Source organism: Streptomyces avidinii, from assembly GCF_014650695.1.
Classification (GTDB): Bacteria; Actinomycetota; Actinomycetes; order Streptomycetales; family Streptomycetaceae; genus Streptomyces; species Streptomyces avidinii.
Map to the genome: position 1 here is coordinate 164268 of NZ_BMVL01000006.1, position 24785 is coordinate 189052.

Here is a 24785-nt window from a genome sequence, read left to right on the forward strand (position 1 = left end):
GTACGGGTTTCTCGGCCGGCCGGGCGCAGCCCCCGTCAGTCGGCGGCCCGGCGCCTGCCCCGTTGACGGCGCGCGTACGGCAAGAGGCGCGGCGAGCGTTTGGCGGCCACGTCCTCGACCCAGCCGAAGGTCAGCACCAGCAGGCCGAGCAGCGGGATCGCCACCATCAGCGTGAACCATTGGCTGGCCAGCAGCCACTGGAGGTTCTTGTAGAAGAAGGGGACGCTCCAGAGGGGGTCGATCAGCGGAATGGCGACCACCAGCGCGATCTGGTGCCAGAGGTAGACGCTGACAGCGCGTGCGTTGAGCAGGCTGACCAGGCCGTTCCAGCGTTCCAGCGGCCTGGGCCACCGATCCCAGGACGGGCTGACGTGGAGCAGGATGGCGACGAAGCCGAGGGACCACAGGGCCTGGGCGATCGGCCAGGCCTCGATGTCGGTCGGTTCGGTCGGGTCGACCGGCCGGGTCTGCAGGTACCAGAGGCCGGCGACCATGACCAGCGGCGCGATGGACGGCAGTACGTACTGCGGGATCTTCTTGAGCAGCCCCTCCTGGTGGGCCATGCCGAGGATCCAGCAGGAGCCGAACATCGTGAAGTCGTTGGCGGTCTCCCAGACCCGGCTGTAGACGAACTCCTGGTCGACGAAGACCGTGTTCATCACGATCACCAGCGCCAGGGGGGTGAACAGCGTCACCACCGGGAATCGTCGCAGTGCCCGGAGCATCAGGGGTGAGAGCAGGACGTACCAGAGGTAGGCCCGGAGGTACCAGAGCGGGACGATGATCTGCGCGGCCCAGGTGTGTTCCACGAGACCGTGGAAACCGGGCAGGTCGTCCGCGTACGGCGGAGTGCTCAGCGGCAGGATCCAGTACGCCAGCTTGGTCCACCACCAGGTGGGGTGGCCGTCGGAGTGAGGGCCCCAGCCATCGAGGATCTGGAGGGCGATCAGGACGGCGCCGAACAGCCACATCGGCGGCAGCAGCCGGCGCAGTCGGCCGCGGATCACGCCGAGAGCGGGACGGCCGGGAGCCGGACGGCTGAGCGAGCGGGCCATCAGCGAGCCGGCGAGCGCGAACATCACGCCCATCGAAGGGAAGACCAGGGGCAGCCAGAACCAGCCGAAGTTGTGGTAGAGCATCACGCGAACCAGCGCCAGCGCGCGCAGCAGGTCGAGATAGCGGTCCCGACCGCCCTTGCCTTCGGACGGTGTCTCCGGCTGCGACTCCGACTCCGGCTCGGGCTCCGGCTCCTGTCGCAGATCGGCGGGGACTCTCAACTGCAGGGTGCTCTGGGTGCGCTCGAATTCGATGAAAGCAGTCACGGTCGGGCCTCCACCGGTACAGCGACCTCGCCGGTGCGCCGGAGCTTCTGCCAGCGCAGGCGGCCACCGGTCATCGCCGTGATCGCTGACTGCAACAGGACGATGTACATCAGCTGCCGGTAGACCAGCTGCTGGATCGGCAGGCTGATCAGGTGCCACGGCCTCTCGCGGTCGAGCCGAAAGGCGTACCAGGACAGTGCGGCCTGGAGCAGGATGAAGCCGCCCCAGCTGGTGAGGGTGATCGGGGCGTCGCCGAACAGCACGCCGTACAGCAGGAACAGGTCGACCAGCGGCGCCAGCAGCGGGGCGACCACGCCGAACAGCACGACGAGCGGGAGCCCGAGCCGGCCGAAGCGCCCGGCCGGGCCGCGGGCGGTCACCGCGCCGCGGTGCTTCCACATCGCCTGCATGCTGCCGTAGCTCCAGCGGTACCGCTGGGACCAGAGCTGCTGGAGGCTGGCGGGCGCCTCGGTCCAGGCGCGCGCGTGCTCCGCGTAGACGATCCGCCAGCCGTCGCAGAGCACCGCGATGGTGATGTCGGTGTCCTCTGCGAGGGTGTCGTCGCTCATGCCGCCGACCCGCTGCAGGGCCTCCCTGCGGAAGGCGCCGACCGCGCCGGGGATGGTCGGGATGACGTTCAGCATGTCGTACATCCGGCGGTCCAGGTTGTGGCCGAGGACGTACTCGATGTGCTGCCAGGCACCGATCAGGCTGTCGCGGTTGCCCACCTTGGCGTTGCCCGCGACCGCGCCGATCGCCGGGTCTCCGAAGGGCTGGACCAGCTCGCGCACGGTGGACGGCTCGAAGACGGTGTCGCCATCCATCATCACGATGATGTCGTGCGAGGCGGCCGCGATCCCGGTGTTGAGCGCGCTGGACTTGCCGCCGTTGGCTTGGCGGATCAACCGGACGAACGGCAGGTCCATCTCCTCGACGATGTCCGCGGTGCCGTCCGACGAGCCGTCGTCGATGACGATCACCTCGATCGGATAGTCACTGGCGGCCAGGGAGTTGAGGGTGTTGGCGATGCACTCGAGCTCGTTGTAGGCCGGGACCAGGACGGTGACCGGCTCGGTGACCGGCGGTCCCCAGGCGTCCCGCCGCTTGGAGCGGCGGGCGTGGATCGGTGCGAGAACGAGCATCAGCGCGAACCGGCCGAAGTTGAGGAAGCCGACGACGGCCAGCAGCGCGACCAGCACCGGCAGGGTGAGAACGGCGACCTGGGTGGCCCAGATGTACCCCTTGCCCGCCCACAGCTGAAACCCTTGCACCGGCACGGTGGCGCTGGAAGCGCCGAGTGCGTCGGAGATGGTGGTGAAGCGGTAGCCCTGGGCCTGCAGCCTGTCGATGATCTGCCCGAGGGCGGTGAGCGTCTGGGTACGGTCGCCACCCGCGTCGTGCAGCAGGATCAGCGCGCCCGCACCGGGCTTGGACGGCATGGCCGCCTTGACGATCTCCTCGACTCCGGGACGCTTCCAGTCGTCGGTGTCGCGGTCGATGAACGCGGTGAGGTAGCCGCGCGCGCCCACGTACTTGATCACCGGGTAGTTCCAGTCGTCCAGCGCCGAGGCGTCGGAGGAGTACGGCGGGCGGAACAGCGCGCTGTGCACACCCGCGACGCCGGCCAGCGCCAGCTGCGTCTGCGCCAGCTCCCAGCTGATCCGGGCGTGGGACTGGTACACCAGATCGGGGTGGGTGAAGGTGTGCACCCCGAGTTCGTGGCCACCCGCGACGATCTGCCGGATCAGGTCCGGGTGTCGTGTGGTCATGGCGCCGGTCACGAAGAAGTCCGCACGGACGTTGCGGGCCGCGAGCACCTCCAGGATCTTCGGCGTCCACTCCGGCGAGGGACCGTCGTCGAAGCTCAGAACCACGGTGCGGTCGGGAATGCGATAGCTCACGGGCTGCGCGTTCTTGGTGCCACGCGCGTCAATGATCGGACCGCCCTTGAGCAGGTTGCCCGGCACGGTCGTTTTGTCGACCGAGATCGCGATCCGGGAGTCGTGGAACGCCTCATTGGTGGCCAGGCCGCGCAGCACGAGCAGCGCGAGCAGGCAGGCCAGCAGGGACAGCGGCATGAAGAAGCGCAACGGCGGCGCGGCCAGTCGGCGCGGCCTCAGCAGGGACTGCCGGCGGCGCTGGTGGCGGGACAATGACGCTCCTGGAGATGGGTGGTGCGGGCGATCAGGGGTGCTTGGACGGTGGGCCCGAGGGTTTTGCCCCGTGGGACGCGGTGGTCCTGGGTTTGGACGAGGCGACCGTGGGCTTCGACGGGGTGGCCGACGTCTGCGTCCGGGGTGCGGCGGACCGCGTTGCCGTCCGAGCCGGGGACGATGCGGACGCCGGGGACGACGCGGACAACCGGGCGGTCGACAGCGACGGCGCGGGTGAGGGCGACGAGGCGGGCGGCCGCGACGGCTGTGCGGGGATGCCCATCGCCGGGGCGTCCGCCTGCATACCGATCAGGCTGCTGCCCATGGCGACCGCCAGGAGCGCGCCGACCACGGAGACGGGCCAGCCGAAGCCCCGCAGGAGACGGCCGCGCAGGCCCGTCCCGGAGACGAACACCGGTGAGGGAGCGGGCGCCTCGAAGCTCGACTCGGACATTTCAGGCTGTGCCTGGTGCGCCGACCCGCGTTCGATGGAAGTGATGACTGAGCGCACCTTGCGGGGGCCTTTCATGGCAGGGCACGTAAAACGCGGGATCGCAGGGCGAACGCTAGTGCACCGGCCTGAGTCGACTTGGGCCCGATGTGTTCATTTGACACGATCCGCCCCGGTGTCGTGATCGGATCGAAATGGAATTGGTCATACCGGTTAGTAGTCTGCTCATATGCTCGCCGGGCAATGATCGGTACGTGTTCAGCCTGAGCCGTTTCGCCGGAACCGCGGTGGCGGGGGCACGAACGTTGCCCTCCGGCGGTCACTCCGACGGTCAGCCGGAACCTTAGGATGACCCCCTCGTGTGATCAGCCACTGATCCTCATGCACAGGGCGTGTCCAGGTACCGCCTCTACGCCCCAAGGAGCCCGTGTGAGCCAGCCCCGCCGCACCCGTCGTCGCCGCGCATGGACCGCGCTCACGCTGCCCGTCCTCCTGTGCGCACTCGCCGCGTGTTCCGGCGGCCCCGGTGACGATGCCGCCGCGCCCGCACGCAGCGCCTCGCCGACCCCTTCCGGGCCGCCGGGGACCCTGTTCGACACCTTCCACTACAGCGGCCCCGACGACCCCTCGCTCGCCGCCCACGGCTGGGAGGTGCGCACCGGTGGGGGTGGCCCGGGGATCAAGGACAGCTGGTCGAGCGCCGGTGCCGGCTTCCCCTCCGACACGACCGCCCAGGGCGGCAGGGTCCTGCAGCTGCAGTCCTCCACCGACGGCACCAAGCAGGGCACCAAGCAGGTCGAGGTGCAGAGCACCGGCACCCCCCTCTTCAACGGGACCTTCGCCGCTCGGGTCCACCTGAGCGACAAGCCCACGAGCGGTCGCAACGGCGACCACGTCGTCCAGACCTTCTTTCCGATTTCCTCCTCGGATTCCTCGGCGAACTACAGCGAACTCGACCACGAGTACCTGCCGAACGGCGGCTGGGGTTCGGTGGGTCCGCGACTCGACAACGTCAGCTGGTACAAGGCCGATCCGCCGGACCGGGTCAACCACACGCTCAAGCAACGCCTTGAGGGCTGGCACGTCATGATGATCACCGCCATGAACGGGAAGGTCACCTACTCCCTGGACGGCAAGGAACTGTTCACCAGCTCGGGCAAATACGTCCCGCGCGAGAAAATGGACATCCACTTCAGCAACTGGCTCATCGACCTCCCCTTCACCGGCGGTCCGCGCACATGGGACATGAAGGTCAACTGGTTCTATTACAAGGCCGACGAAGCCGTTTCCCCGGCGGATGTCCAAAAGACGGTGGACGGCTTCTACAGCGCCGGCACCCACTACATCAACACCGTGCCGAAGTCCTGACCCCGGTCCGAGGGCTGCAACCCCGAGTTCGACCAGCGGCCGCCGAACGAGGCTTCGCCGAACGGAACAACCCCGGAGCCGGTGCCTACAGGTCGCGGTGCCCCTGCGACGGCCAGATGTGGTCCTGCGAGCTGTACGGGACCGGCTCAGGAGGGTGGGACGCCCAGGCGGGGTCCGCGTCGTAGCCGTCGTACGGCGAGGCCGCGGGAGCGGCCCAGGGCTCAGGGGCAGACGGGGCCCCCGGCACGGACAACCGGTCCGACAGTGGAGCCTCGGACGCGGTGACGGGCACCTTGAGGCTGCCGTAGCGATCCATTCGCTGCCAGCGCAGGCGGGACCCGGCGACAGCGGTGAAGACGGACTGGATCACGACCAGGTACATGAGCTGGCGGTAGACGAACTGCTGCAGGGGCAGGCTCCACAACGGCCCCGGCCGCTCGCCGTCCAGGCGGAACGCGTACAGCCCCATCAGGACCTGGAGGAGCAGGAACGCCGTCCACAGGCCGACGATGCGCAGGGGGTCGAGGAAGACCAGGCCGTAGATGGCGAAGACGTCCACGACGGGCGCGAGCAGGGGCAGCAGGACCTGGAACAGCAGCAGGTAGCCCAGACCGCGCCGACCCAGCTTTCCGGCCTGCCCCCGCTGGGTGAGGGCACCCCGGTGCTTCCACATCGCCTGGAGGGTGCCGTAGCACCACCGGTAGCGCTGCTTCCACAGGGCACCGAGCGATGCGGGGGCTTCCGTCCAGGCCTTGGCCCGCTCCTCGTAGACGACGCGCCAGCCGTCGCGGCACAGGGCCATGGTGAGGTCCGTGTCCTCGGCGAGGGTGGTGTCACTGACGCCGCCGACCCGCAGCAGCGCCTCGCGGCGGAACGCTCCGACAGCACCGGGGACGGTGGGCATGCACTCGGCGAGGTCGAACAGGCGGCGGTCGAGGTTGAAGCCGACGACGTACTCGATGTGCTGCCAGCGTCCGAGCAGCCCGCCCCGGTTGACCACTTTGGCGTTGCCGGAGACCGCGCCCACGCGGCGCTGGGCGAAGGGCTGGACGATCATGCGGACGGCGTCCGGTTCGAAGACGGTGTCGCCGTCGACCATGACGAGCAGATTGCAGTAGGCGGCGGCGATGCCCGTGTTGAGGGCGGCCGGTTTTCCGGCGTTCTGCTGCCGGATGACCCGTACGCCGGGCAGCCGGAGGGCCTCGACGATGTCAGCCGTGCCGTCCGTGGAGCCGTCGTCGACGACGATGACCTCGACCTGGTGGTCGGAGGCCACCAGGGAACGGACGGCGGCCTCGATGCCGGCGCTCTCGTTGTAGGCGGGGACGATGACGCTGACGGGTTCGGTGACCGGAGCGCCCCAGGGCCTGCGGCGCATCCGTACGTGCCGCCTCGCGGCGACGAACACGGCGACCGCGCGCAGCAGACTGATCGCGCCCGCCGCCCACAGCAGCCACGAAAGGGCTTCGATGATCCAGTCGCTGGTGCGGATCGCGGTGATGAGGGCAAGGCCGTGCCACCGGTCCGCGGTCCCGGCCGGCTGCACGACTTCGGGGAGGGCGACCGCGTCGCCCACGGTGACGAACTTCCAGCCGGACGCCTTCAGCCGCGGCACGAGCTGTTCGAGCGCGGCGACCGTCTGCGTGCGGTCCCCGCCCGCGTCGTGCAGCAGCACGATCTGCCCGGCAGCGTCCTTCGGGGTGGCGCCGGCAATGATCTGCTCCACACCCGGGCGTCGCCAGTCCTGGCTGTCCAGGGTCGTCAGGACGGTCAGGTACCCCTCCTGTCCGGCCTGGACGACGGCGCTCCAGTCGGCGTCGCCGAGCGCCTTGTTGGTGGAGGAGTAGGGCGGCCGCAGCAGGGGTGTGGTAACGCCGGTGGCGCCGGCGATGACGAGTTGGGTCTCGCGCAGTTCCAGGGAACGCCGCCAGGCGGACGCGGTGCCGAGATCGGTGTGGGTGAAGCTGTGCAGGCCGATCTGGTGGCCCTCGTCGACGATCCGGCGGGCGAGGCCCGGGTTCTCGGCGACCCGGGTGCCGACGGTGAAGAAGGTGGCCGGCACGTCGTTGCGGCGCAGCACATCGAGGATCTTCGGTGTCCAGACGGGGTCGGGGCCGTCGTCGAAGGTCAATGCGATGGTGCGGGCCGCCGGGGTGGCGGTGCGGCCGGCCGTGCCCTCGATCACCGGCCCGCCGGAGCTGACGCCCGCCGGGACTGCGGTTCCGGGACCCCGCTCACGGGGAGCCCCGTCGGGGGTGGAGTCGAACAGGTGCTGGGTGTAGCCCTGGAGGAGCAGCGCCGTCGAGAGGGTGAGCACGAGGGTGGTCAGGAGCAGCCAGTGGGTACGCAGGGGGACGTTGCGTACGGAGCTGTGCCTGCCGTTGGGGCGGCGGCGACGGTTCTTCGACAAGGGACGGATCTTCCTGCCTGCTGCGTAGTGCGGTGCGGTGCGGCGTTGGGGCATGTGGTGGCGCCGGGGTGGACCACGCCCGGCGTGACGGGCTCAGGGGTGGCCGGTGGGCTTGCCTCCGCCTTGGCCCGGCGGCGCGGTGCCCCGGCCGCGCCCCCCGCCGGGAGGCGACGGAACAGGGTCTGCCGGTCCGGTGCCGGCCTTCGTCGGAGCCGGTCCGGTGTCGGGGGTCGCAGAGCTGGTCCTGTTCGCGGCGGCCGGGGAGGGTCCAGCACTGCGCGAGGCCGCCGGGGCGGGTCGCGGGCTCCCGCTCACCGCACCGCGGGGGGACGGGCTCGCGGTGCGGCTCCCGGCCGTCCGCTCGGGCGCGGGGGTCTGCGGAGCCTGGGCGGAGGGGAGGAACGGCGACTGGAGGGTGGGTCCGCCCAGCAGGGTGCTGATGAGCAGGACGACGTAGGCGGCGGCCGGTACCACCAGCAGGTAACCCCAGCGGCGCACCCGGCGCTGTCTGCGCCCCGATGTGTCCACGAACACCGGGGCCGGCGGCTCCGGCGCCGTACCGGTACCGGGTGCGCCCGCATCACCGAGGAAGAGCTCCATCGTGTCGTGATCCGGGTTGCCGATTGGTGGGTGCATGCGCGGTGGCCTCTGGGGATCGGGGACGGGACGTCGGGGCTCGGTCGCGGCCGGGACGGCGACTCATGCCGTTCAGCGTTGGATCCTCCGTCGGTGTCACTCCCGGTGCCGAACCCGTCCCATTCCGTACGATCCAGACCGACCCGGCCAGGCTGGTCGTAACCCTCGTGTTCCGCGTCGTCGCACCGGTGTCGTGACATGCGGAGGGCATCGCGGTGACCATGCGGTCGCCGTTCGGGAGGTTCAGGGCGGGATATCCCCACATGCCGGTCGATCCCGTTCCGCCACTCTCGGATATCTGTCGGGTCATCGCACCTACAGACTCATTGGAATGAACGGGCCGCGCAGAAACCGTTGGCCAACCAACAAGTGGTGCTACCAATTGCCCTGCGCTCGGGTCCGAGTCGGGAGATCACCTCGTGGTCGTGCGCGAATCCCCCACCCACAGCAAGAACGGATTTCGCCCCATGGCAATCGCACTCCGCAAGACGCTCGCCGTCGCGACGCTCGCCCTGACCGCCTCCCTCCTGCCGGCCGTCGCGGCAGAGGCCGTGGACACCGCGGCCCCGTCCGTGCGCGCTCCGGGCCTCTACTGCCTCGCCAACGCCTGGGAAACCCCGAATGTCTCCACGAAGCCGTGTGATGCCGCCGACCGCGGCCAGCACTGGACCGTCTCGGGCCAGCAGATCTCGCTCAGCAACGCGCGCGGCTACTGTCTGGCCAATACGTGGAACGCTCAGGACGTCTCGGTGAAGCCGTGCAACTCCAAGGATCAGGGGCAGTACTGGACTGTCTCGGGCCAGCAGATCTCCCTCACCTACGCTCCGGCCTACTGCCTGGCCAACACCTGGCAGACGCCGAACATCTCGACCAAGCCGTGCGACTCCGCCGACCGCGGCCAGCACTGGGTGATCTTCAACGACCAGATCAGCCTCGCCGCCGCCTGACCCCTGCCCCACCGCCGCGCCCGGCCTCTGATCGGGCAGCCCGGGTGCGGCGGCCCGCACGGATCCTACGGAAACAGGCCTCGGGGCTCGTGACGCCTGCGCTGCATCAGCTCCCGACCCAGGTGTCGCCGAGGACGGCCGTACGGGAGTTCTGCTGTGTCACGGTGGGTCAGTAGCCGGTGCCGCGCTTGACCTGGGCCCGCTCGATTCCGTGGGCCGCGCCCTTGTCGTCCAGGGTGCGGCATGCGTCGGCGATGTCCTGGGTCAGGCGGTCGATCTGTTCGCGGCTCAGGGTCTCCTTGACCAGGGCGCGCAGGATCTTCACGTTCTCCGCGTTGGGCGGGAGGGTGTAGGCGGGCACCATCCAGCCCCGTTCGGCCGAGAGCTGCCAGGCGATGTCGGACTCGTCGTAGTCGTGTTTGCCGGCGAGGCGGAAAGCGACCAGCGGCAGCTGCTCGAGGTCGCTCCCGATCACTTCGAAGCGGCCGCTGCTCCGCAGGTTGTCCGCCAGCGCGTGGGCGTTCTCCTGCATGATTTTCATGATGTAGGTGTAGCCCTGGCGGCCGAGGCGCACGAAGTTGTAGTACTGCGCGAGCACCATGGACGCGCCGGTGGAGAAGTTCAGCGTGAACGTCGCGTCGGTCTTGCCCAGGTAGTTCTCGTAGAAGACGAGGTCCTTGGCGAGGTCGGCTTCCTCGCGGAAGACGAGCCATCCGATGCCGGGGTAGACCAGTCCGTATTTGTGTCCCGAGACGTTGATCGAACGGACCTGTTCGAGCCGGAAGTCCCACTTCGACTCCGGGTAGAGGAAGGGCCACACGAAGGCGCCGCTGGCGCCGTCGACATGGATCGGAATGTCGAGGTCCCGCTTTTTGCGGACGTCCCGCAGGAGCTTGTCGATCCCGACGACATCGTCCATGTGGCCGGTGAAGGTGGTGCCGAGGACGGCGACGACGCCGATCGTGTTCTCGTCGAGGTGGGGCTCCACGTCTTCGGGGCCAATCGTGTACTTGTTCTCGGCGAGCGGCACGATCCGCGGCTCGACGTCGAAGTAGCGGCAGAACTTCTCCCATACGACGTGGACGTCGCCCCCGAAGATCAGGTTGGGCCGGTCGGTCGACAGGCCGGCTGCCTGGCGGCGCTCGCGCCACTTCCACTTCAGCGACAGCGCGCCGAGCATGATCGCCTCGGATGAGCCCTGGGTCCGACATCCGGTCGTCCTGCCCGGCGCATGGAACAGGTCGGCGAGCATGCGCACACAGCGCTGCTCGATCTCGGCGGAAATCGGGTACTCCGCATGGTCGATGAAATTGCGGTGAAGGTTCTCGGCGATCAGCCGCTGGGCCTCCGGCTCCATCCACGTGGTGACGAACGTGGCGAGGTTGCGCTGCGGGTCGCCCTCCATGGCGAGATCCACATCCACGAGCCTCATCGCATCGGTGGGGGGCATGCCTTGCTCGGGGAAGGTTTCCGAGGGAGCGGGCACCGTCAGGAACCGATTACCGAAAAGAGCCGAATCGTCGCGCTTGGTCATGTATCGATTCAACAGCGCCGGCCCTGCTGCGAGCGAGGGACACACCGCGCGGACCGGCGCGGGGGAATGCGGGGGCATCAGAGAGCCGGGGCGGGGGCCTCACTCCCAGGGGTCGAACCGCCACTTCTGCGGGTTGCCGTCGCAGTCCTGCTGCACTACGGGCGCGCCGCGGCGACTGCTTCCGTCCGGCACGCCGAGACAGTGCTCGCTCTCGATCAGGAAGAGGTTCCCGCTGCCGTTCAGTGTCCAGTCCGTGCTCGCCTCCACGTCCGAGCAGTCCGCCTGGACGACGTCCGAGTCCTTCTCGAACCGGTCCCCCGCCAGGGCGAGGCACTTGTCGCTGTGTTGGGCCCGGAGCTTGACGAACAGGATGTGGTCGGTGCGCTTCCCGACCGGTCGGTCCTCCAGCTCTCCGAAGGGCCGGTCCGCCGCGTTGGTGACCCGCCATCGCTGGTCGGTGATCCCCACGCAGTTCCACTGGACGACGTCCGCGCCGCTACGCACCGAGGACCCCGCGACGCTGAGACACATGCCGGTCGGGGTACGGATCTCGTAGTACTGCACGGCGGCGTGGGACGGGCCCGCCCCGAGGGCCAGGGACTGGGCGACGAGAGTCGCGAGAACCGCGGCCACACGACCCAGGGGACGCCAGGACGTCAGTGGGCCCGAGAGCTCGTGTATGCGCATGGGGACTCCTGCCAGGACGAGCGACACCAACCCGTCACCACCAGCTTCCCCCGGCACGGCGGCGAGCGCACCCTGGCGCAGCGGTGCTTGATACCGCGTCAGCGTAGCGATTGCGCAGGTGAGCTCAGCCGTAGCCCTCGTCCCCCGCCTCGTCCGATCGCCGGCCGCGATGAAGCCGACCGAACGGTACGGGCATGACTCGCGCTGCGTTTGCCGGTCACCCGGGCCGGCGGGAAAATGTTGACATCAGTGTGGCGGGCCGCGAGAACCGTTGTCGTGGCCGCCGAGCGCTTCTGCCGCCCATCGCCCAGCGCGTCCTTGCCTGCCTCTGCGATGGCCGGACATCCACTTCTCGGTTCACCTTCTCGGTTCACCGACCCGGCTCACCCCGTCAACGGTGCGCGCCGCTGGAGGAGGAAGGGCCATCGGGGAACGTCTGGCAACAGGCTGGGCATTCTCCGCCGCGTACCACCGCGCTCCTCTTGCACAGGAGATATTCCATGAGCAGGAACCGCCGCCTCAACTGCATCATTCCCCCGCACATCCTCTACAAGCTCTTGGAGAGCGAAGACCGTGAGGTGCGTCAAGCCGCCCTGGACTCCCTGCTGAGCACTGCTCGATTGCGTGGCGAGAGGTCGGTCCGGGCGTCCGTGATCGGCGCCACCGCCGGTAATGGCCGACGAACCGTCTTCGACTGCCGGCACGGCAGGTTCCTCCCCTCTGCCGAGCTGGCCAGGTCGGAGGATGGACCGGCTTCCACGGACGAGTCCGTCAACCGGGCGTTCGACGGACTCGCCACCACGCGTGACTTCTTCCGCGGGGTACTTCAGCGCAATTCACTTGACGACCGGGGAATGCGTCTCGACGGCTACGTGCACTTCGACACGCATTACAACAATGCGTTCTGGGACGGACGCCAGATGATTTTCGGCGACGGGGACGGAAGATTGTTCACCGACTTCACCGGTTCCCTCGACGTCATCGCACACGAGTTGACCCACGGAGTCACCGAGTTCACTGCGGGGCTGGAGTATCACAATCAGTCCGGTGCGTTGAACGAGTCGATGTCGGACGTCTTCGGGACGCTGGTCAAGCAGTGGTCGTTGAACCAATCGGTCGAGACGGCGGACTGGCTGATCGGGGCCGAGGTGTTCACGCCGGAGGTCGATGCCGACGCCTTGCGGTCGATGAAGGCTCCCGGGCAGGCCTACAACAACGCCCTGTTCGGCAAGGACCCCCAGCCGGACCACATGCGCAATTTCGCCAACCTGCCGGACAGCGAGAGAGGGGACTACGGCGGGGTTCACATCAACTCCGGAATACCGAACAGAGCGTTCTATCTGGCGGCAGCGCGCATCGGCGGGTTCGCCTGGGGCGCTCCCGGAGTCATCTGGTACGAATCGCTCAAGGCTTCCGAAGCCGACACTCGGTTCCAGGATTTCGCGGATACCACCTACCGGAAGGCCGAGCAATTGTACGGGGGCGGCAGCGCCGAACAGCTTGCCGTGCTGTCGGCATGGCAGGAGGTGGGCATCCGGATCAGCGGGGTCCCGACCGGGATCGCCCTGGCGCGGAGCCTCGCGGTCAACGGGGGCGGTGGTGCCGGCCGGGAGGACGGTCTGGCGGCCTTGAGCAAGCAGATCGGGGCGCTGTCCGCCCAAGTGAGGGAACTGACCGAAGAAGTGACTGCGCTGAGGGGGAAGAAGTTGCCCTCGCGGGTTGATGCCGGCCGAGCCTCGGACGGACGCTAGGCCGTCTCTTCCGGATCTCGCGGGCCCGGCAAGATCCGGAAGAGACGGCCTGGCCAGGGGCGCTCAGACCGTGAACGGCTTCTGCCGGAGGAATTCCTCGGAGGGGTTGCCCGTCGTGTAGAAGTTCGGGCTCTGGATGGCGGGCATGCGCTGCTGGATGTTCCGGTGGAAGGTGCGGTAGTCGCCCCGGAAGGCTCCCTCCTTCCACACCTTCAGCAGCTGTGCGGTGAACAGTCCGTTCACGTCGCCGTCGGAGGCGACCTGGTTGTCCTGGCAGGCGGCGATGAGCACGGCGCCGGGGGTCGGGCCGCCGCCGTTGCCCTCCCTGAGCTCGCGCTGAAGCCCCTCGTACAGGTCCCGGTGCTGCTCGAAGGCCTGCTGCTGCCTGAACAGCGGCATCATGCGGGAGGCCGCCTCCAGTCCGTCCGGGTCACTCGTCTGGAAGTGCGACCGCATGGCCTCGGGGGTCAGCAGCTCATGCACGGACTCGATGGCGCTGCCGCTGTGACAGCAGTCGAGCAGGGCGACGATCCTGACGCCCTCCTCGAAGCGCCGGAACTCGCGGTACAGCTCGTCGTCGAGGAACTGGCGGTCGAAGAACACCAGCGTTTCGTCCTGCCGGTCGGGCTCGACGTCCGATCCCGTGGTGTTGGGCATCTGGCCGCCGTGGCCCGAGTAGGTGAAGAGCAGGATGTCCCCGGCCTTGAGCCGTGCGGCCGCCGCGCGCAGCTCGCCGGTGATGTTCTCCACCGTGCCGTCGCCGGTGAGGACGAGGGTGTCTTCGAATCCCGCGGCGCGGCCTACCGCCGCCATGTCTCGGGCATCGTTCTCGCAGGCCAGGAGTGTGCCGTCCCAGCCGTCGTAGGCAGCGGGATCGACCTTGTTCAAGCCGATGTGCAGGGAAAGGCCAGTGGGCACGGGGGCTCCTCGGGGCGCGCCGGGCGGAGGGGGTCGGAGGATGGATTCCGCGGCCCGCCCCGTCCGAACCGGGGCGGGAGGGAAGCCGCCCGATCGGGCCTGCCGAGGGGCGACGGGTGGGTGGCCGCTGTTCGGGTGGCCCGTGCCGCACCCCCGTAAATGATCATCTCTGCGCGGTATTCCCATCACATGAACGCAATTGAGACGCCGCCGGACCGCGCGGCGGGCACCGCGGCGCGCCCCGACGCCCTCGCCGACCGGACCGGCTACGACGAGGCCTTCCTCGGGCCCGTCGTCCCGCTGCCCCTCCCCGCCTCGACCTCGGTCGACACCGTGGTCCTCCCCTACACCCACTTCACCGTCGTCCTGCGCCCCGACCGCAGGCTGGCCGCCTCCACCGCCGTCTGCATCGACGGCCAGAAGCTCCTGGAGGACGTACCCCGGGACGACGCCTGGACGTTCGACCCCCGGGTGCCCGAGTCCCAGCAGGCCGGCAACGACGTCTACCGCGACAACCCCCTGGACCGCGGGCACCTGGTCCGCCGCCTGGACCCGGTCTGGGGTGCGGCGGCGGAGGCGGGCCGCGCGAACACGGACACGTTCCACTTCACCAATGCGGCCCCGCAGCAGGACGTCTTCAACCAGGGCAAGCAGCTGTGGCAGGGGCTGGAGAACCACCTGCTCGACCACGCGGCCCGGTTCGACCGCAAGCTGAGCGTCTTCACCGGCCCCGTCCTCCACGACTCCGACCCGCCCTACCGCGGCATTCAGGTGCCGCTGCGTTTCTGGAAGGTGGCCGCCTTCATCCAGGGCGGGGCGCTGGCCTCGACCGCGTACATCCTCGACCAGAGCCCCGACCTCAGCCGGGACCGCGAGCGGGCGATGGCCGGCGCCAAGCCCGGTGACCCGCCCCCGCTCGGCGCGTACCGCACGTTCCAGGTGCCGGTGGCGGACATCGCGGAGCTGACCGGACTCGACCTCGGACCGCTGCCGGCGGCGGACCTCATGCCCGTGACGCGCGCGCCCGAGGAGCGCTGGCGGAGATTGGAGTCCTACGAGGACATGGCCCTGGGGGGCTGAGCGGCGCGGGCCGCCCGCCACCTGGCGCGGCGGCCCGGCTCCACAGGGTCACCGGGCGCCGCGTTGCGGCCGGACAGACCGAGTGAAACCATTGCAGGTATCAGGCAGTCCGTCATTACGCGCCGCTTCGGCGGGTGTGCAGGTGCGGTATGTCTCCCAAGGATACCGAGTGGGGCCTCGTCACCGAATGGGTGCGCGACCACCTCTTCATTGCCGGTGAACCCCGTTCCCGGCTGGTGCAGTTCGGATTCACACCGGAGTTCGTGGGCAGGATCCCGCTCAGCTACGTGGCCAGCGACAACGCCGTGGCCCTGGTCGAGGCCGTCCGCAACGACGGCATCGACACCCAGCTCCGCCTCCTCGAGACCCTCGTACGGCTCGACTCGCTGAGTTCGCTACCGGCCGGTGCGGAGGCCCTGCGGCTCAAGTGCGAGTTGGAGCACGCCGCCCGGCTCCACATCTCACCCCGGGACCATTTCCTCTCGATGGTGCTCGGGAACGGTACCGACGTGTTCATCGACCGGACGGACCTGAGGAACAGGCTTCGCGAGTTCATCGAGGACCCCGACAAGACGGTCCTGGTGGTGGACGGGGAACCGGACAGCGGCCGCTCGTACACCTACCACCTGATCCGGCACATCGGCCTGCACTCCCGCTTCCGCCCTGTCCGGCTGACGCTGAACCGCGCCTCGACCGCGGAGCAGGTGATCCTCCGGCTCTCCGAGTTCGTCGGCGACCCGCACGCGGCCCTCGCGCCGTTGAATCCGACACAATTGAACGATCCACTACCGGAGATGGAAACGGCGCTGCACCGCATCGTCAGCCAGGCCACCGCCGCGAGCGGACAGTACTGGTTCGTCCTCGACGAGTGCGACAAGCTCGACGTCAATTCAGACGTCTGGGACTGCATCGGCAAGCTGGCCCTGACCATCTACGAGCACAGGCCCGTACGGCCGGACGCCGCGCCCCGGCTCGTACTGCTCGGGTACTCGCCGACCATGCGCCAGCTTCCGTACGAGATCCGCAAGAACGAGGTCCGGGACATCGCGCGCAAGCTCGGTCCGGAGGATCTGCGGCAGTTCTACCTGCAGTTCTTCACGGAGGCTGCGACGGAAGCGGCCGGTACGGAAACGGCTGCGGCAGAAGCAGAGGCGACGGAACCGGCCTCCCCGGGCGAAACGGCAGACCCGACCGCGGCAGGCCCGGCCGCGCCTCCGGACGAGCAGCGGACGGCCGCCCTCGTGGAGGCCGCCGTCCCCGCCGTCCTGCAGGCCGGCGACGCCCCCGGCCCGGACAGCTACATGCGCAAGCTCTGCACGGCGGCGGAGGAGTCCGTGCGCCTCTACCGGTCCCTGGCCCCGGGCCAGGACTTCGGTGCTCTTCTGCGCGAGCGGCTGTGCGCCGCAGCAGCCTCCCCCGGCCCCGCGCCCGTGTCGGACCTTCGCCGTGCCTACCGGGAAGCGGCCTCGCTGCTGACCCTGTTCGACCCGGCGCAGCTGCGGCTGCCCGGCGAGGCCGAGCCCTCGGGGCGAGCCGCTGCGGAGCTGGTCCAGGACTGCCGGACCGCCGGGTCGCGCAACAGCTGCACCTGGGTGCTCAAGTCGGAGATCCGCGACACGACGCTGCGCGGCTTCACCGGTCCTCAGCAGGCCCGCCGAGCCCTGATGGCCAACCTGGACCGGATCCCGCCCGGACCCGGACCCGAGCAGACCGTCCTGGCCTACCTCGGGGGCGACCCCCCGGACCTCACCCGGCAGGATGCGAACGAGCTGCCGCACACGCTCCAGGCCGTCCTGTGGCTCGCCCAGATTCCCGGCGTCACCGGCCTGCCCGAGACCACCGCGGTCCAGGGGCTGCTGGAGCGGGCGCGGCTGCTGCAACCGCTGGAGCGTTTCGTGCAGAGCCCCATCCAGGGGCGCGCCGACGAACTCGCCCAACTGCGCGCGTACATCGGACTGCCCACCGGCACGCTGCCGGAGCGGCTGCGGCAGATCCGCAGCGAGGTGTCCCGGGCGGGCGAGACGGAACGGCCCGTGCTCATCCACGGGCTCGGCGGTGTCGGCAAGAGCACCCTGCTCGCGAAGTTCCTCCTGGAGAGCCTCCACGACTACCCCACCGGATTCCCCTTCGCCTACATCGACTTCGAACGGCCCACGCTGTCGGTCCACGAACCGGCGACGCTGATCGCGGAGATGGCCCGGCAGCTCGGCATCCAGTACCCGCAGCAACGCGCCGCCTTCGACGCACTGGCCCACGAATGCGAGGGGGCGGCGGGCGTGCACCGCACCGCGGAGGACACGGTGGACGAGCTCTACGGACTCTCCACCACCCGGGCCACGATGGGACGGCTCTCCATGTCGGGGCTGCACGCGGTGGCCGCCGCCCGCGAGGGAGTCCTGGCGGCACAGCTCGCGACCCTCGTCGTCGCCGCCGTGGGCGTGCCCGCGGCGGAGCAGCCGCCCTTGGTACTGGTGATCGACTCCTTCGAGGAGGCCCAGTACAGCGGCTCCCCCGAGCTGGGCCGCATGTGGGGCGTCTGGTCGGGGCTCCAGAAGGTCCATCCACGGCTGCGGACCGTCGTGGCCGGGCGGCTGCTCGAGAGGCATCCGGCCCGGGCGGTGCAGCCGCTGGCCATCGAGCTGCGCGACCTCGACCACGAGTCCGCGGTGGCCCTGCTGGTGTCCTGCGGCGTCGCGGACGAGCGGCTGGCCGAGAAGCTCGCCGAGCGCGTGGGCGGGCACCCGCTGAGCCTGAAGCTGGCCGCGCGGGCGGCCGTGCAGGCGGCCGAAAGCGACAGGAGCGGCGGCGGGGGCGACGGCGCCACCGACGACGACGGGGCACAGTCCCTGAACGCGCTGATCGAGAGCCTGCCGAGGCGCCGCCGGCACTTCTTCCGCACGGTCGACCAGATGCTCATCCAGGGGACCCTGTACGAGCGCCTCCTGGGCCGCATCCGCGACCCGGAGGTCCGCGCGCTGGCCCAGGCGGGACTGGGGCTGCGGGCCATCACTCCCCGGCTGATCAGAGAGGTCCTCGCCGCGCCGTGCGGGCTCGTGGTGGAATCCGACGAGGAGGCCGAGCGCCTCTTCGAGCTGCTGTCCCGGCTCGATCTGGTGGAGTCCGCAGGTCCGGGGACCGTGTGCCACCGGTCCGACCTGCGGGCGATCATGCTACGGCTGGCCGACCGGGCCCGTACGGACCAGATGCGCGCGGTGGGGTGGCTGGCGATCGCGTACTACGCGGCCCAGGACGGTCTCGAGGCGCGGGCGGAGGAGATCTACCACCGGCTGCGGCTGAACGAGAGCCCCCGCGAAGTGGAGCTGCGCTGGGTGCCGGGCGTCGAGCGGTTGCTCGCCGGGGCCGAGGAGGACATGGCGGGACGGTCCGCCGCCTACCTCTCGGGACGCCTCGGCGGCCACACGCCGGACGAGGTCATGGCGGAGGCGGACCAGGAGGACTGGGAGCGCATCGCGGCCCGCGAGGTGGAGGGTCTGCTGTCCCAGGGATACACCGATGCGGCCGCCGTCCGGCTCGAGGAGCGGCAGCCGTGGACCGCGGGCAGTCCTCTGCACCCCTTGTGGGTGGAGACCCTGGACCGGCTGGGCCGACGGCCGGAGGCGAGGGCGGCCGCCGAAGCCGCCGTACAGGGCGCCGACGCGGCCGGCTTCCCCGAGCTGCGGCTGGAACTGCTGCTGCTGTCGGCCCGGCTCGCGGAGGCGGACGGCGACGTGAGCGAGGCGGACGAAGACCTCGCCGAGGCCGAGGAGGCCGCCACGAGCCTGGGAAGGGACTTCGAGTCGCTGGGCGCCCTGCTGAGCCGGGCACGGCTGGCGGCGGGCACCGAGGCGCACAACCGAGAGATCGACGGCAGGCTCGCCGGGCGGCTGCGGCAGCTGCCGAACGCCGAACTGGCCCGCCGGCCCGCGCTGGTGCGGGCCGCGGCCGCCGCGGTCGCCCGCGACCATCCCGGGGTCCTGGAACGCACCCTGCACGTGGTGGGCCTCCCGGAGACCGAGGAGGCGGTCCTGGAGTACCTCGCCCAGGCCATCGAGCGCGTGGTGGCCAGCCGCCCCGAGCTGCGCGGCCCGCTGCTGGGCCTGCTGAAGGACGCCGCCGGCCCGTCGGACGGGGCGTACTCCTCCGGCAGTACGCACACCGGGGTGCTGGGCATGTTGCGCACCGCCCGGGCGCGCGGCACGCTCGACCGGCTGGCCGGGGCCCTGCTGCACCTCGACGACCGCAGTGGCGAGCTCGCCTCGGGGGTGGCGGCGGCGATGGCCTCGGGCGCCCCCGCCGGCGCCGGGTCGGCCACCCGTGCCGCCGAGCGGCACCTGGCACAGGGCCCGGCCGACGGCGACCCGGCCGCCGGATACCGGGCCGCGGCAGGTCCGGCAGGAGGCTCCCCCACCCCCGTCGAAGGGAACGGCCACAGAGCGGCCTGATCGACCATGAGCGACCCGTATCTGTCCCAGGACGACGTCGTACGGCTGCGCGACACCGCGGTGGAATCGGACCTCGCCGATCCGGCCCGGCGTCCCCTTCTGTTCGCGGGCGTCCTCCCGAAGTACCGCGGTTCGCTGCCGCTCCTCGCGGCGCCCGGCCCGCAGGTGCAGTCGGACCTCAATGAGATGAACCGCGTGGAACGGCTGATCGACGGCAGTGTGCCGCTCGCCCGGTGGCTCGCGAACGCCGCCGACCAGCTCACCGATGCCGCCGCCCGCGACGTGTTCCTGAAAGCCCTGGACCGGGTGTCGCGCGACGCGGCCGGAGAGCCCGACGTGGCATCCGACGTACCCACCGGAGAGACCAAGGAAGAGATCGTCTTCCGGGACGACACGGTCCCCTTCGAGTTCCTCGGCGGCGGCGCACTGGCCGGTGCGTCGGTCGCGCGCGTCAAGGTGCTGCCGTACCAGGGCGGCGCGCTGCTCCAGCCGGTGGCCCTGCCGCACACCGGGACCGGCTGGCTCATCGCCCCCGGCCTGCTGGTCACGAACCACCACGTGATCAACGCCCGCAAGCGCAGCGCGGGCGAGCAGCAGTTGGCGGACCCGACGGACCTGCGGCTCCAGGCACAGGGGGCGCGCTGCCGCTTCGACTACGTCAGCGAGGACGACCCGACGGCCGAGGATGCCGCGGCGAGCGAACTGGCGGCCTGGGACGAGGAACTGGACTACGCGGTGCTACGGCTGGCCGAAGCGCGGCCCCGGCCCTTCCTCCGCGTCGCCACGCAGGCACTTGCGGTGCCCAAGGACACGCCGGTGCCGGTCAACATCATCCAGCACCCGGGGGGCGAGCCGAAGCGGATCGCCCTGCGCAACAACCTCGCCTTCGACGCGGACGACCGGGACGTGCGGTACTTCACCGACACCCGGGGCGGTTCCTCCGGGTCGCCGGTGCTGACCGACGACTGGACCGTCGTGGCGCTGCATCGCGGCACGCGCCGGGTGTCCGACGTCAGTTTCCAGGGCAAGAGCACGGCCTTCGTGAACGTGGGCACGCAGCTGAGCGCCGTCATGGAGCACCTGCGCGAGCACAGCGCGCAGGTTCACGAGGAGATCGCTGCGGCCCAGTCGTCGCTGGCGCGGCAGGGACAGGCACTGGAGGTGTGAGATGCGTGGCGGATCACCGGTGGCAACGGGACCCGAGCAGGTCTTCAAGGAGGACCTGCTGGAGGTCGCCGCACGCGTACGCAAGGGGCTGGAGGCGGAGATCACCGAGTCCACCGAGGAGCTCGCGCCCCGGGAGGAGACGGCGGGGCGGATCGGACGCGCCGCGCTGAAGGAACGGGCGGGGGTGCTGGAGGCAGGGGTGCGCGGGCTGGAGAAGCTGGCGGCCGGCCGCGGCGGGGACGTGGACGAGGACGAGGACTTCGGGGTGGAGGCGATCGTCCTGCTCGAGGGCCGCCCGGCGATCCTCGTCCAGGGCCAGGACTTCGCCTCGCCCCCGGGCGACTGGGCGCTGCTGGAGGGCCTGCGGCCGGGCATACGCGAGTCGATCGCCCGGGTCGGCCGGGTGGAGGTCACGGGGCTCGCGGAACTGGACTGGCTGGGCACGGGCTTCCTGGTCTCACCGTTCGCCGTGATGACCAACCGGCACGTCGCCGCCGAGTTCACGCGCGCGGACGGGGAGGGCGGGTTCACCTTCCGCCATGGCATGGGCGCCCGCGTCGACACCGCCGAGGAGCTCGGCGCGGCGGCCGACGACGACTCGTTCGAGTTCGACGTCACCGAGGTGATCGGCATCCACCCGGACGTCGACATGGCACTGCTGCGGGTCTCCCCCTCGACGCGCGGCGGTGGCGTGCTGCCCACGCCGCTCGCGGTCGCGGGCGACGCTCCGGCGGAACTGGCGGGGCGTCCCGTGTACGTGGTCGGCTATCCGGCGGCGGACGGCCGCCGCAACGAGCCGGAGGCCATGAGCCGGATCTTCATGGACATCTACAACGTGAAGCGGCTCCAGCCGGGCACGGCGACGGGACTGGTCCCGGACGGAGCCGGTTCGACGATGACGCACGACTGCTCGACCCTCGGTGGCAACAGCGGTTCGCCGGTCTTCGACCTCGCCGACCACCGGGTGCTCGGCCTGCACTTCGGCGGCAGGTTCCGCTCCGGCAACTTCGCGGTGCCGCTGTTCCAGCTGACCGACGACCCCCTGCTGGCGCGGGCGGAGGTCAACTGGGTGTAGCGGGCGGTGGGACCCCCCGTGATGCGGTCGTCACCGGCTACGCCCGATGCGGCGGCCTTGGAGCCCGAGCCCGCCGCATCGGCACCATTCGTCCGCAGGCGTGGCTCAGTGCTCGCAGAGGGAGAATTCCCGTTCGTAGAGCTGCTCGTTGTGTTCGTCGACGAAGAACTTGCGTTCCTGCATGAGTTCTTCGCGGTAGCTCTTGGCCTGTTCAAGCGTCATGGTCGAGGCGTCGGACCACGGTTGCTGCGGCGGCACATCGGAAGTCGAGACGATGCTTTCCGACGGGTCGACCAGGAAGAACGCAAGAATTTTGCGGTGCCCCGGGCGGGTGGGATCCGTGAGGCGGAATGAGTCGACGCGGTGTTGCAGGACGTTCGGGAACGCCAGGCACCGTCCCGCCGACGTCGATGTCGATCCCAGCATCTGATTCAGTGCGTCTTCGTCCTCCAGGCCATAGACCTCACGCAGACCGTCGTCGTCGTTCTGTTCGTAGTCCGGGTCGTCGAGTGCCGCCCGGAATCCCAGCCGGCTCTCGGTGATGTTCTCGCTGTCCCAGTAGTAGATGCCGGTCGAGACGATCCGCTCGTTCAACATCCCCTCGACATGCCAGGAGCCGCCTGCGTACTCGGGCTTGTCCGGGGTGAGATGAACGGTGGCGAGCTTGACGATCACCTGAAGGCGGCGGCCGCGCAGGTCGACCCGGGCAGACTCTTCGGGCAACTCGGGCGGGGTGAAGACCGGGGCGTCCGGAATGACCGGGCGGCGGTTTTCCCACCAGTGGTCGTGGGCCTCTCCCCACGCCCGGAGGGCTTCTGCGTAGGCACCGTCATCGCTGTAGGAGGTCTTGCTCGGATACTTCGGCTTCGAGTCGTACCAGCCGTAAGGATCGACCTCGATCCGCGGGGGTCGCGGATGACGCAGATCGGTGAGCACGTTCTCCAGCAGCGGGCGGAAGCGGGCGAACAGGTCCGGCAGCACGGAAGCCAGCTCGTGATGAGTCTCGGGGTGGACGTTGTTGACGTACGAACGGAAGGCGACATCGCCGTTGTCATTGACGTCGACGTCCGTGGGAAGCCATTGGAACTTCTCCGAGAACTCGTACTTCGAGTAGCGGTTGGTCGGGTTCCGCCAAGCCCTCTCGGGCGCGCCGCTCACTTCTCTGACCAGGCAGAACAGTGAGGGATGAACCAGATCCAGTACCTGGTCGTCGGATCCGGGATGCCAGTCCTGTTCTGCTGCGGGGACCTCTTCCAGAACCCGGACCGCCTCGCGCAACCGGGACCTGAGCTTGTCGTCGACCAGCGCGTCCGAGTGCCACACACCGTCGACGGCGGATACCTCGATGCCCGTTCGTCCGTCGCGCAACGCGGCGTAATGCTGAAGTTCGGCAAGCACGTAGCGAACCTGCGCTTCAGTGAGGCCCTGGGCAACCGCTTCTTGCGTCCACCTGGCGACGATTTCGGCATCGTTCATCTTGTCGAACCAACCGGGCTTCGCCCGAATGAGCGCGCTGCACTGCATCATCTGAAGTTCCCGCAGCGTTCGGGGTGTCGCGAACGATATGGAACGGGAAGCATGAAAGGGCAGCGGGAAGGCAGACAGGCCGGTCAATTCTCTTGGTCCTTGCAGTCGGTCGGTGTGTGGTGGCGGGAAGGATACTTCAGCAGACTGACACCGCCGCCGTGGTCCCTGCCCCGCCGGTCCGGGAGCCGGGGTTCGACGTCGTCACGAGGTGTCCGGTTCGGCGCTGCAACGCCTCCAAGCCGGGTTGTGCGCTGTCGGGCGGTCCGCGGGAAGTGCCCAGCAGTGGGTCCGGGCCGATTCGTCGAGTTCCGCGGCGACCGGATCAGCGGTATCGCGGCTCACCGTGATACCGACCGCCTCTTCCCCCTCTTCGGTCTGCCGGACCGTCTGCGCGAGGTGACCTCCAGGTACTGAGCCGCGAGCTCGCTGCTCTCCCCTGAGCGGGCACCTGGGCGGAGCCGATGCGTAATCTCACCTGCCCTGCCGACCCGCCCGCGGGCACCGGCCGGGGGCCCAGTAGCGTCCCCTGCAACGAGGGGCGCGGCCCACTGTGGGAGCACCACGAGGGGCTACCTCTACGAAGAGCTGAAGCCGACGGAGCACCGCTTCGAGACGGCCGACCAGACCCTCGGAGCGTCCCGGCGCTGACGCCGTCCGGCCTGGCTCAAGGCCGGGCCCCCAAACCCCGCGGGACTTCACCGTCTCTGCGACGGGCTCCGCACAACAGCCTTCGCGGTGGTGCTGCTCGGCACCGGGTGTCGAGCAGCACCACCACCAACATCATCAGTGGTGTCCGTTCACACCGTCCGCGATGAGGGAGACCCCGATGCCCAGCAGCCAAACGTCCTTGGCCAGCGCGATCCCCTGCTCTGTGGGACGCAGGCTGCCCTCTTCCCGCATCCCCGGCGTACGCAGGTAGAGCCCCAGCGTGCCGACGGAGAAGGCGGTCAGTGCAGCTCCGGCGACAGCGGCAGGGACGACCGGCACGAGCAGCGCAGCGGCGATGGCGAACTCGCCGGCGGAGAGCAACCGGACGAATTTCTGGGCGTCTTGCTTGCCCAGGAACGGGTAGGTAGTGGCGGCGAATTGCTGCAGCCCCTCAGCGGTCGCCTCGTCCGCGCGGACCTTCGACAGAGCGGAGTTCAGAAAGAACGTCCCGGCCGTCAGCCTCAGCGGAAGTTGCCTCGCTACGGAACCCCATGCCGAACAGGAAGCCATGCGGAACCTCCCAACATCGACCCCACCTACCACCCTGGCACGTCCTCGGACCATGTCAAACGGGCGTCGCCCCCGGGCGGGCGGCCCGTCGGCCGTGGC

17 protein-coding genes are annotated in these 24785 nt (G+C 69.7%); 7 read left to right on the forward strand and 10 right to left on the reverse strand.

Annotation, left to right across the window (positions count from 1 at the left end):
• Positions 1–35 precede the first annotated feature (35 nt).
• The 3 genes from IE257_RS17120 to IE257_RS17130 form a co-directional block, all read right to left on the reverse strand.
• Positions 36–1322, reverse strand: coding sequence for an acyltransferase family protein (locus IE257_RS17120; protein ID WP_229920436.1), 1287 nt, complete (start codon positions 1320–1322; stop codon positions 36–38).
• Positions 1319–3412 carry a bifunctional polysaccharide deacetylase/glycosyltransferase family 2 protein gene (locus tag IE257_RS17125; RefSeq protein WP_372453081.1) on the reverse strand — a complete coding sequence of 698 codons (2094 nt, stop codon included), beginning with the start codon at positions 3410–3412 and terminating at the stop codon, positions 1319–1321. Before IE257_RS17125 ends, IE257_RS17120 begins: the two co-directional genes overlap by 4 nt.
• Before the next feature lie 94 nt (positions 3413–3506).
• Positions 3507–3929: a hypothetical protein gene (locus tag IE257_RS17130; protein WP_189969515.1), complete on the reverse strand. Its 423-nt coding sequence runs from the start codon at positions 3927–3929 to the stop codon at positions 3507–3509.
• Between the two features lie 426 nt (positions 3930–4355).
• On the opposite strand from IE257_RS17130, the gene IE257_RS17135 reads away from it, so the two are divergent.
• A complete protein-coding gene (locus IE257_RS17135; protein WP_189969517.1) occupies positions 4356–5294 on the forward strand; it encodes a glycoside hydrolase family 16 protein in 939 nt (312 codons plus the stop codon).
• 85 nt (positions 5295–5379) lie between these two features.
• Here the strand turns inward: IE257_RS17135 and IE257_RS17140 are convergent, their stop codons facing one another.
• Both IE257_RS17140 and IE257_RS17145 read right to left on the reverse strand, forming a co-directional pair.
• Entirely contained in the window at positions 5380–7758 is a 2379-nt protein-coding gene (locus tag IE257_RS17140) for a bifunctional polysaccharide deacetylase/glycosyltransferase family 2 protein (protein ID WP_189969519.1), read from the reverse strand.
• 39 nt (positions 7759–7797) lie between these two features.
• The gene (locus tag IE257_RS17145; RefSeq protein ID WP_189969521.1) at positions 7798–8340 is read right to left on the reverse strand and encodes a hypothetical protein; all 543 of its coding nucleotides are present in this window, start codon (positions 8338–8340) and stop codon (positions 7798–7800) included.
• A 467-nt stretch (positions 8341–8807) separates the two neighbouring features.
• Between IE257_RS17145 and IE257_RS17150 the strand changes: the two genes are divergently transcribed.
• Positions 8808–9287, forward strand: coding sequence for a ricin-type beta-trefoil lectin domain protein (locus IE257_RS17150; RefSeq protein ID WP_189969522.1), 480 nt, complete (start codon positions 8808–8810; stop codon positions 9285–9287).
• Between the two features lie 169 nt (positions 9288–9456).
• Here the strand turns inward: IE257_RS17150 and gad are convergent, their stop codons facing one another.
• Positions 9457–10821 (reverse strand): glutamate decarboxylase, encoded by a 1365-nt coding sequence (gene gad, locus IE257_RS17155; RefSeq protein ID WP_189969524.1) that lies wholly within the window; start codon positions 10819–10821, stop codon positions 9457–9459.
• A 99-nt stretch (positions 10822–10920) separates the two neighbouring features.
• Positions 10921–11508 carry an RICIN domain-containing protein gene (locus IE257_RS17160; RefSeq protein WP_189969526.1) on the reverse strand — a complete coding sequence of 196 codons (588 nt, stop codon included), beginning with the start codon at positions 11506–11508 and terminating at the stop codon, positions 10921–10923.
• Between the two features lie 500 nt (positions 11509–12008).
• On the opposite strand from IE257_RS17160, the gene IE257_RS17165 reads away from it, so the two are divergent.
• Entirely contained in the window at positions 12009–13259 is a 1251-nt protein-coding gene (locus IE257_RS17165) for a M4 family metallopeptidase (protein ID WP_189969528.1), read from the forward strand.
• A gap of 63 nt (positions 13260–13322) precedes the next feature.
• Here the strand turns inward: IE257_RS17165 and IE257_RS17170 are convergent, their stop codons facing one another.
• Positions 13323–14177 carry a caspase family protein gene (locus tag IE257_RS17170; protein ID WP_189969530.1) on the reverse strand — a complete coding sequence of 285 codons (855 nt, stop codon included), beginning with the start codon at positions 14175–14177 and terminating at the stop codon, positions 13323–13325.
• Between the two features lie 189 nt (positions 14178–14366).
• Between IE257_RS17170 and IE257_RS17175 the strand changes: the two genes are divergently transcribed.
• The 4 genes from IE257_RS17175 (at position 14367) to IE257_RS17190 (ending at position 21941) form a co-directional block, all read left to right on the forward strand.
• The gene (locus IE257_RS17175; protein WP_189969532.1) at positions 14367–15257 is read left to right on the forward strand and encodes a DNA/RNA non-specific endonuclease; all 891 of its coding nucleotides are present in this window, start codon (positions 14367–14369) and stop codon (positions 15255–15257) included.
• Positions 15258–15406: 149 nt separating this feature from the next.
• Positions 15407–19699, forward strand: a complete 4293-nt coding sequence (locus IE257_RS17180) for an AAA family ATPase (protein ID WP_189969534.1) — start codon at positions 15407–15409, stop codon at positions 19697–19699.
• Positions 19700–19705: 6 nt separating this feature from the next.
• Positions 19706–20866 (forward strand): trypsin-like peptidase domain-containing protein, encoded by a 1161-nt coding sequence (locus IE257_RS17185; RefSeq protein ID WP_189969536.1) that lies wholly within the window; start codon positions 19706–19708, stop codon positions 20864–20866.
• Between the two features lie 19 nt (positions 20867–20885).
• Complete coding sequence (locus IE257_RS17190) at positions 20886–21941, forward strand: trypsin-like serine peptidase (protein ID WP_308278686.1); 1056 nt, start codon at positions 20886–20888, stop codon at positions 21939–21941.
• A gap of 105 nt (positions 21942–22046) precedes the next feature.
• Here IE257_RS17190 and IE257_RS17195 read toward each other — a convergent pair whose 3' ends face one another.
• Together IE257_RS17195 and IE257_RS17200 are read right to left on the reverse strand one after the other, a co-directional pair.
• A complete protein-coding gene (locus IE257_RS17195; protein WP_189969540.1) occupies positions 22047–23555 on the reverse strand; it encodes a DUF4246 domain-containing protein in 1509 nt (502 codons plus the stop codon).
• A gap of 696 nt (positions 23556–24251) precedes the next feature.
• Positions 24252–24686: a hypothetical protein gene (locus tag IE257_RS17200; RefSeq protein WP_189969542.1), complete on the reverse strand. Its 435-nt coding sequence runs from the start codon at positions 24684–24686 to the stop codon at positions 24252–24254.
• Positions 24687–24785: the final 99 nt, after the last annotated feature.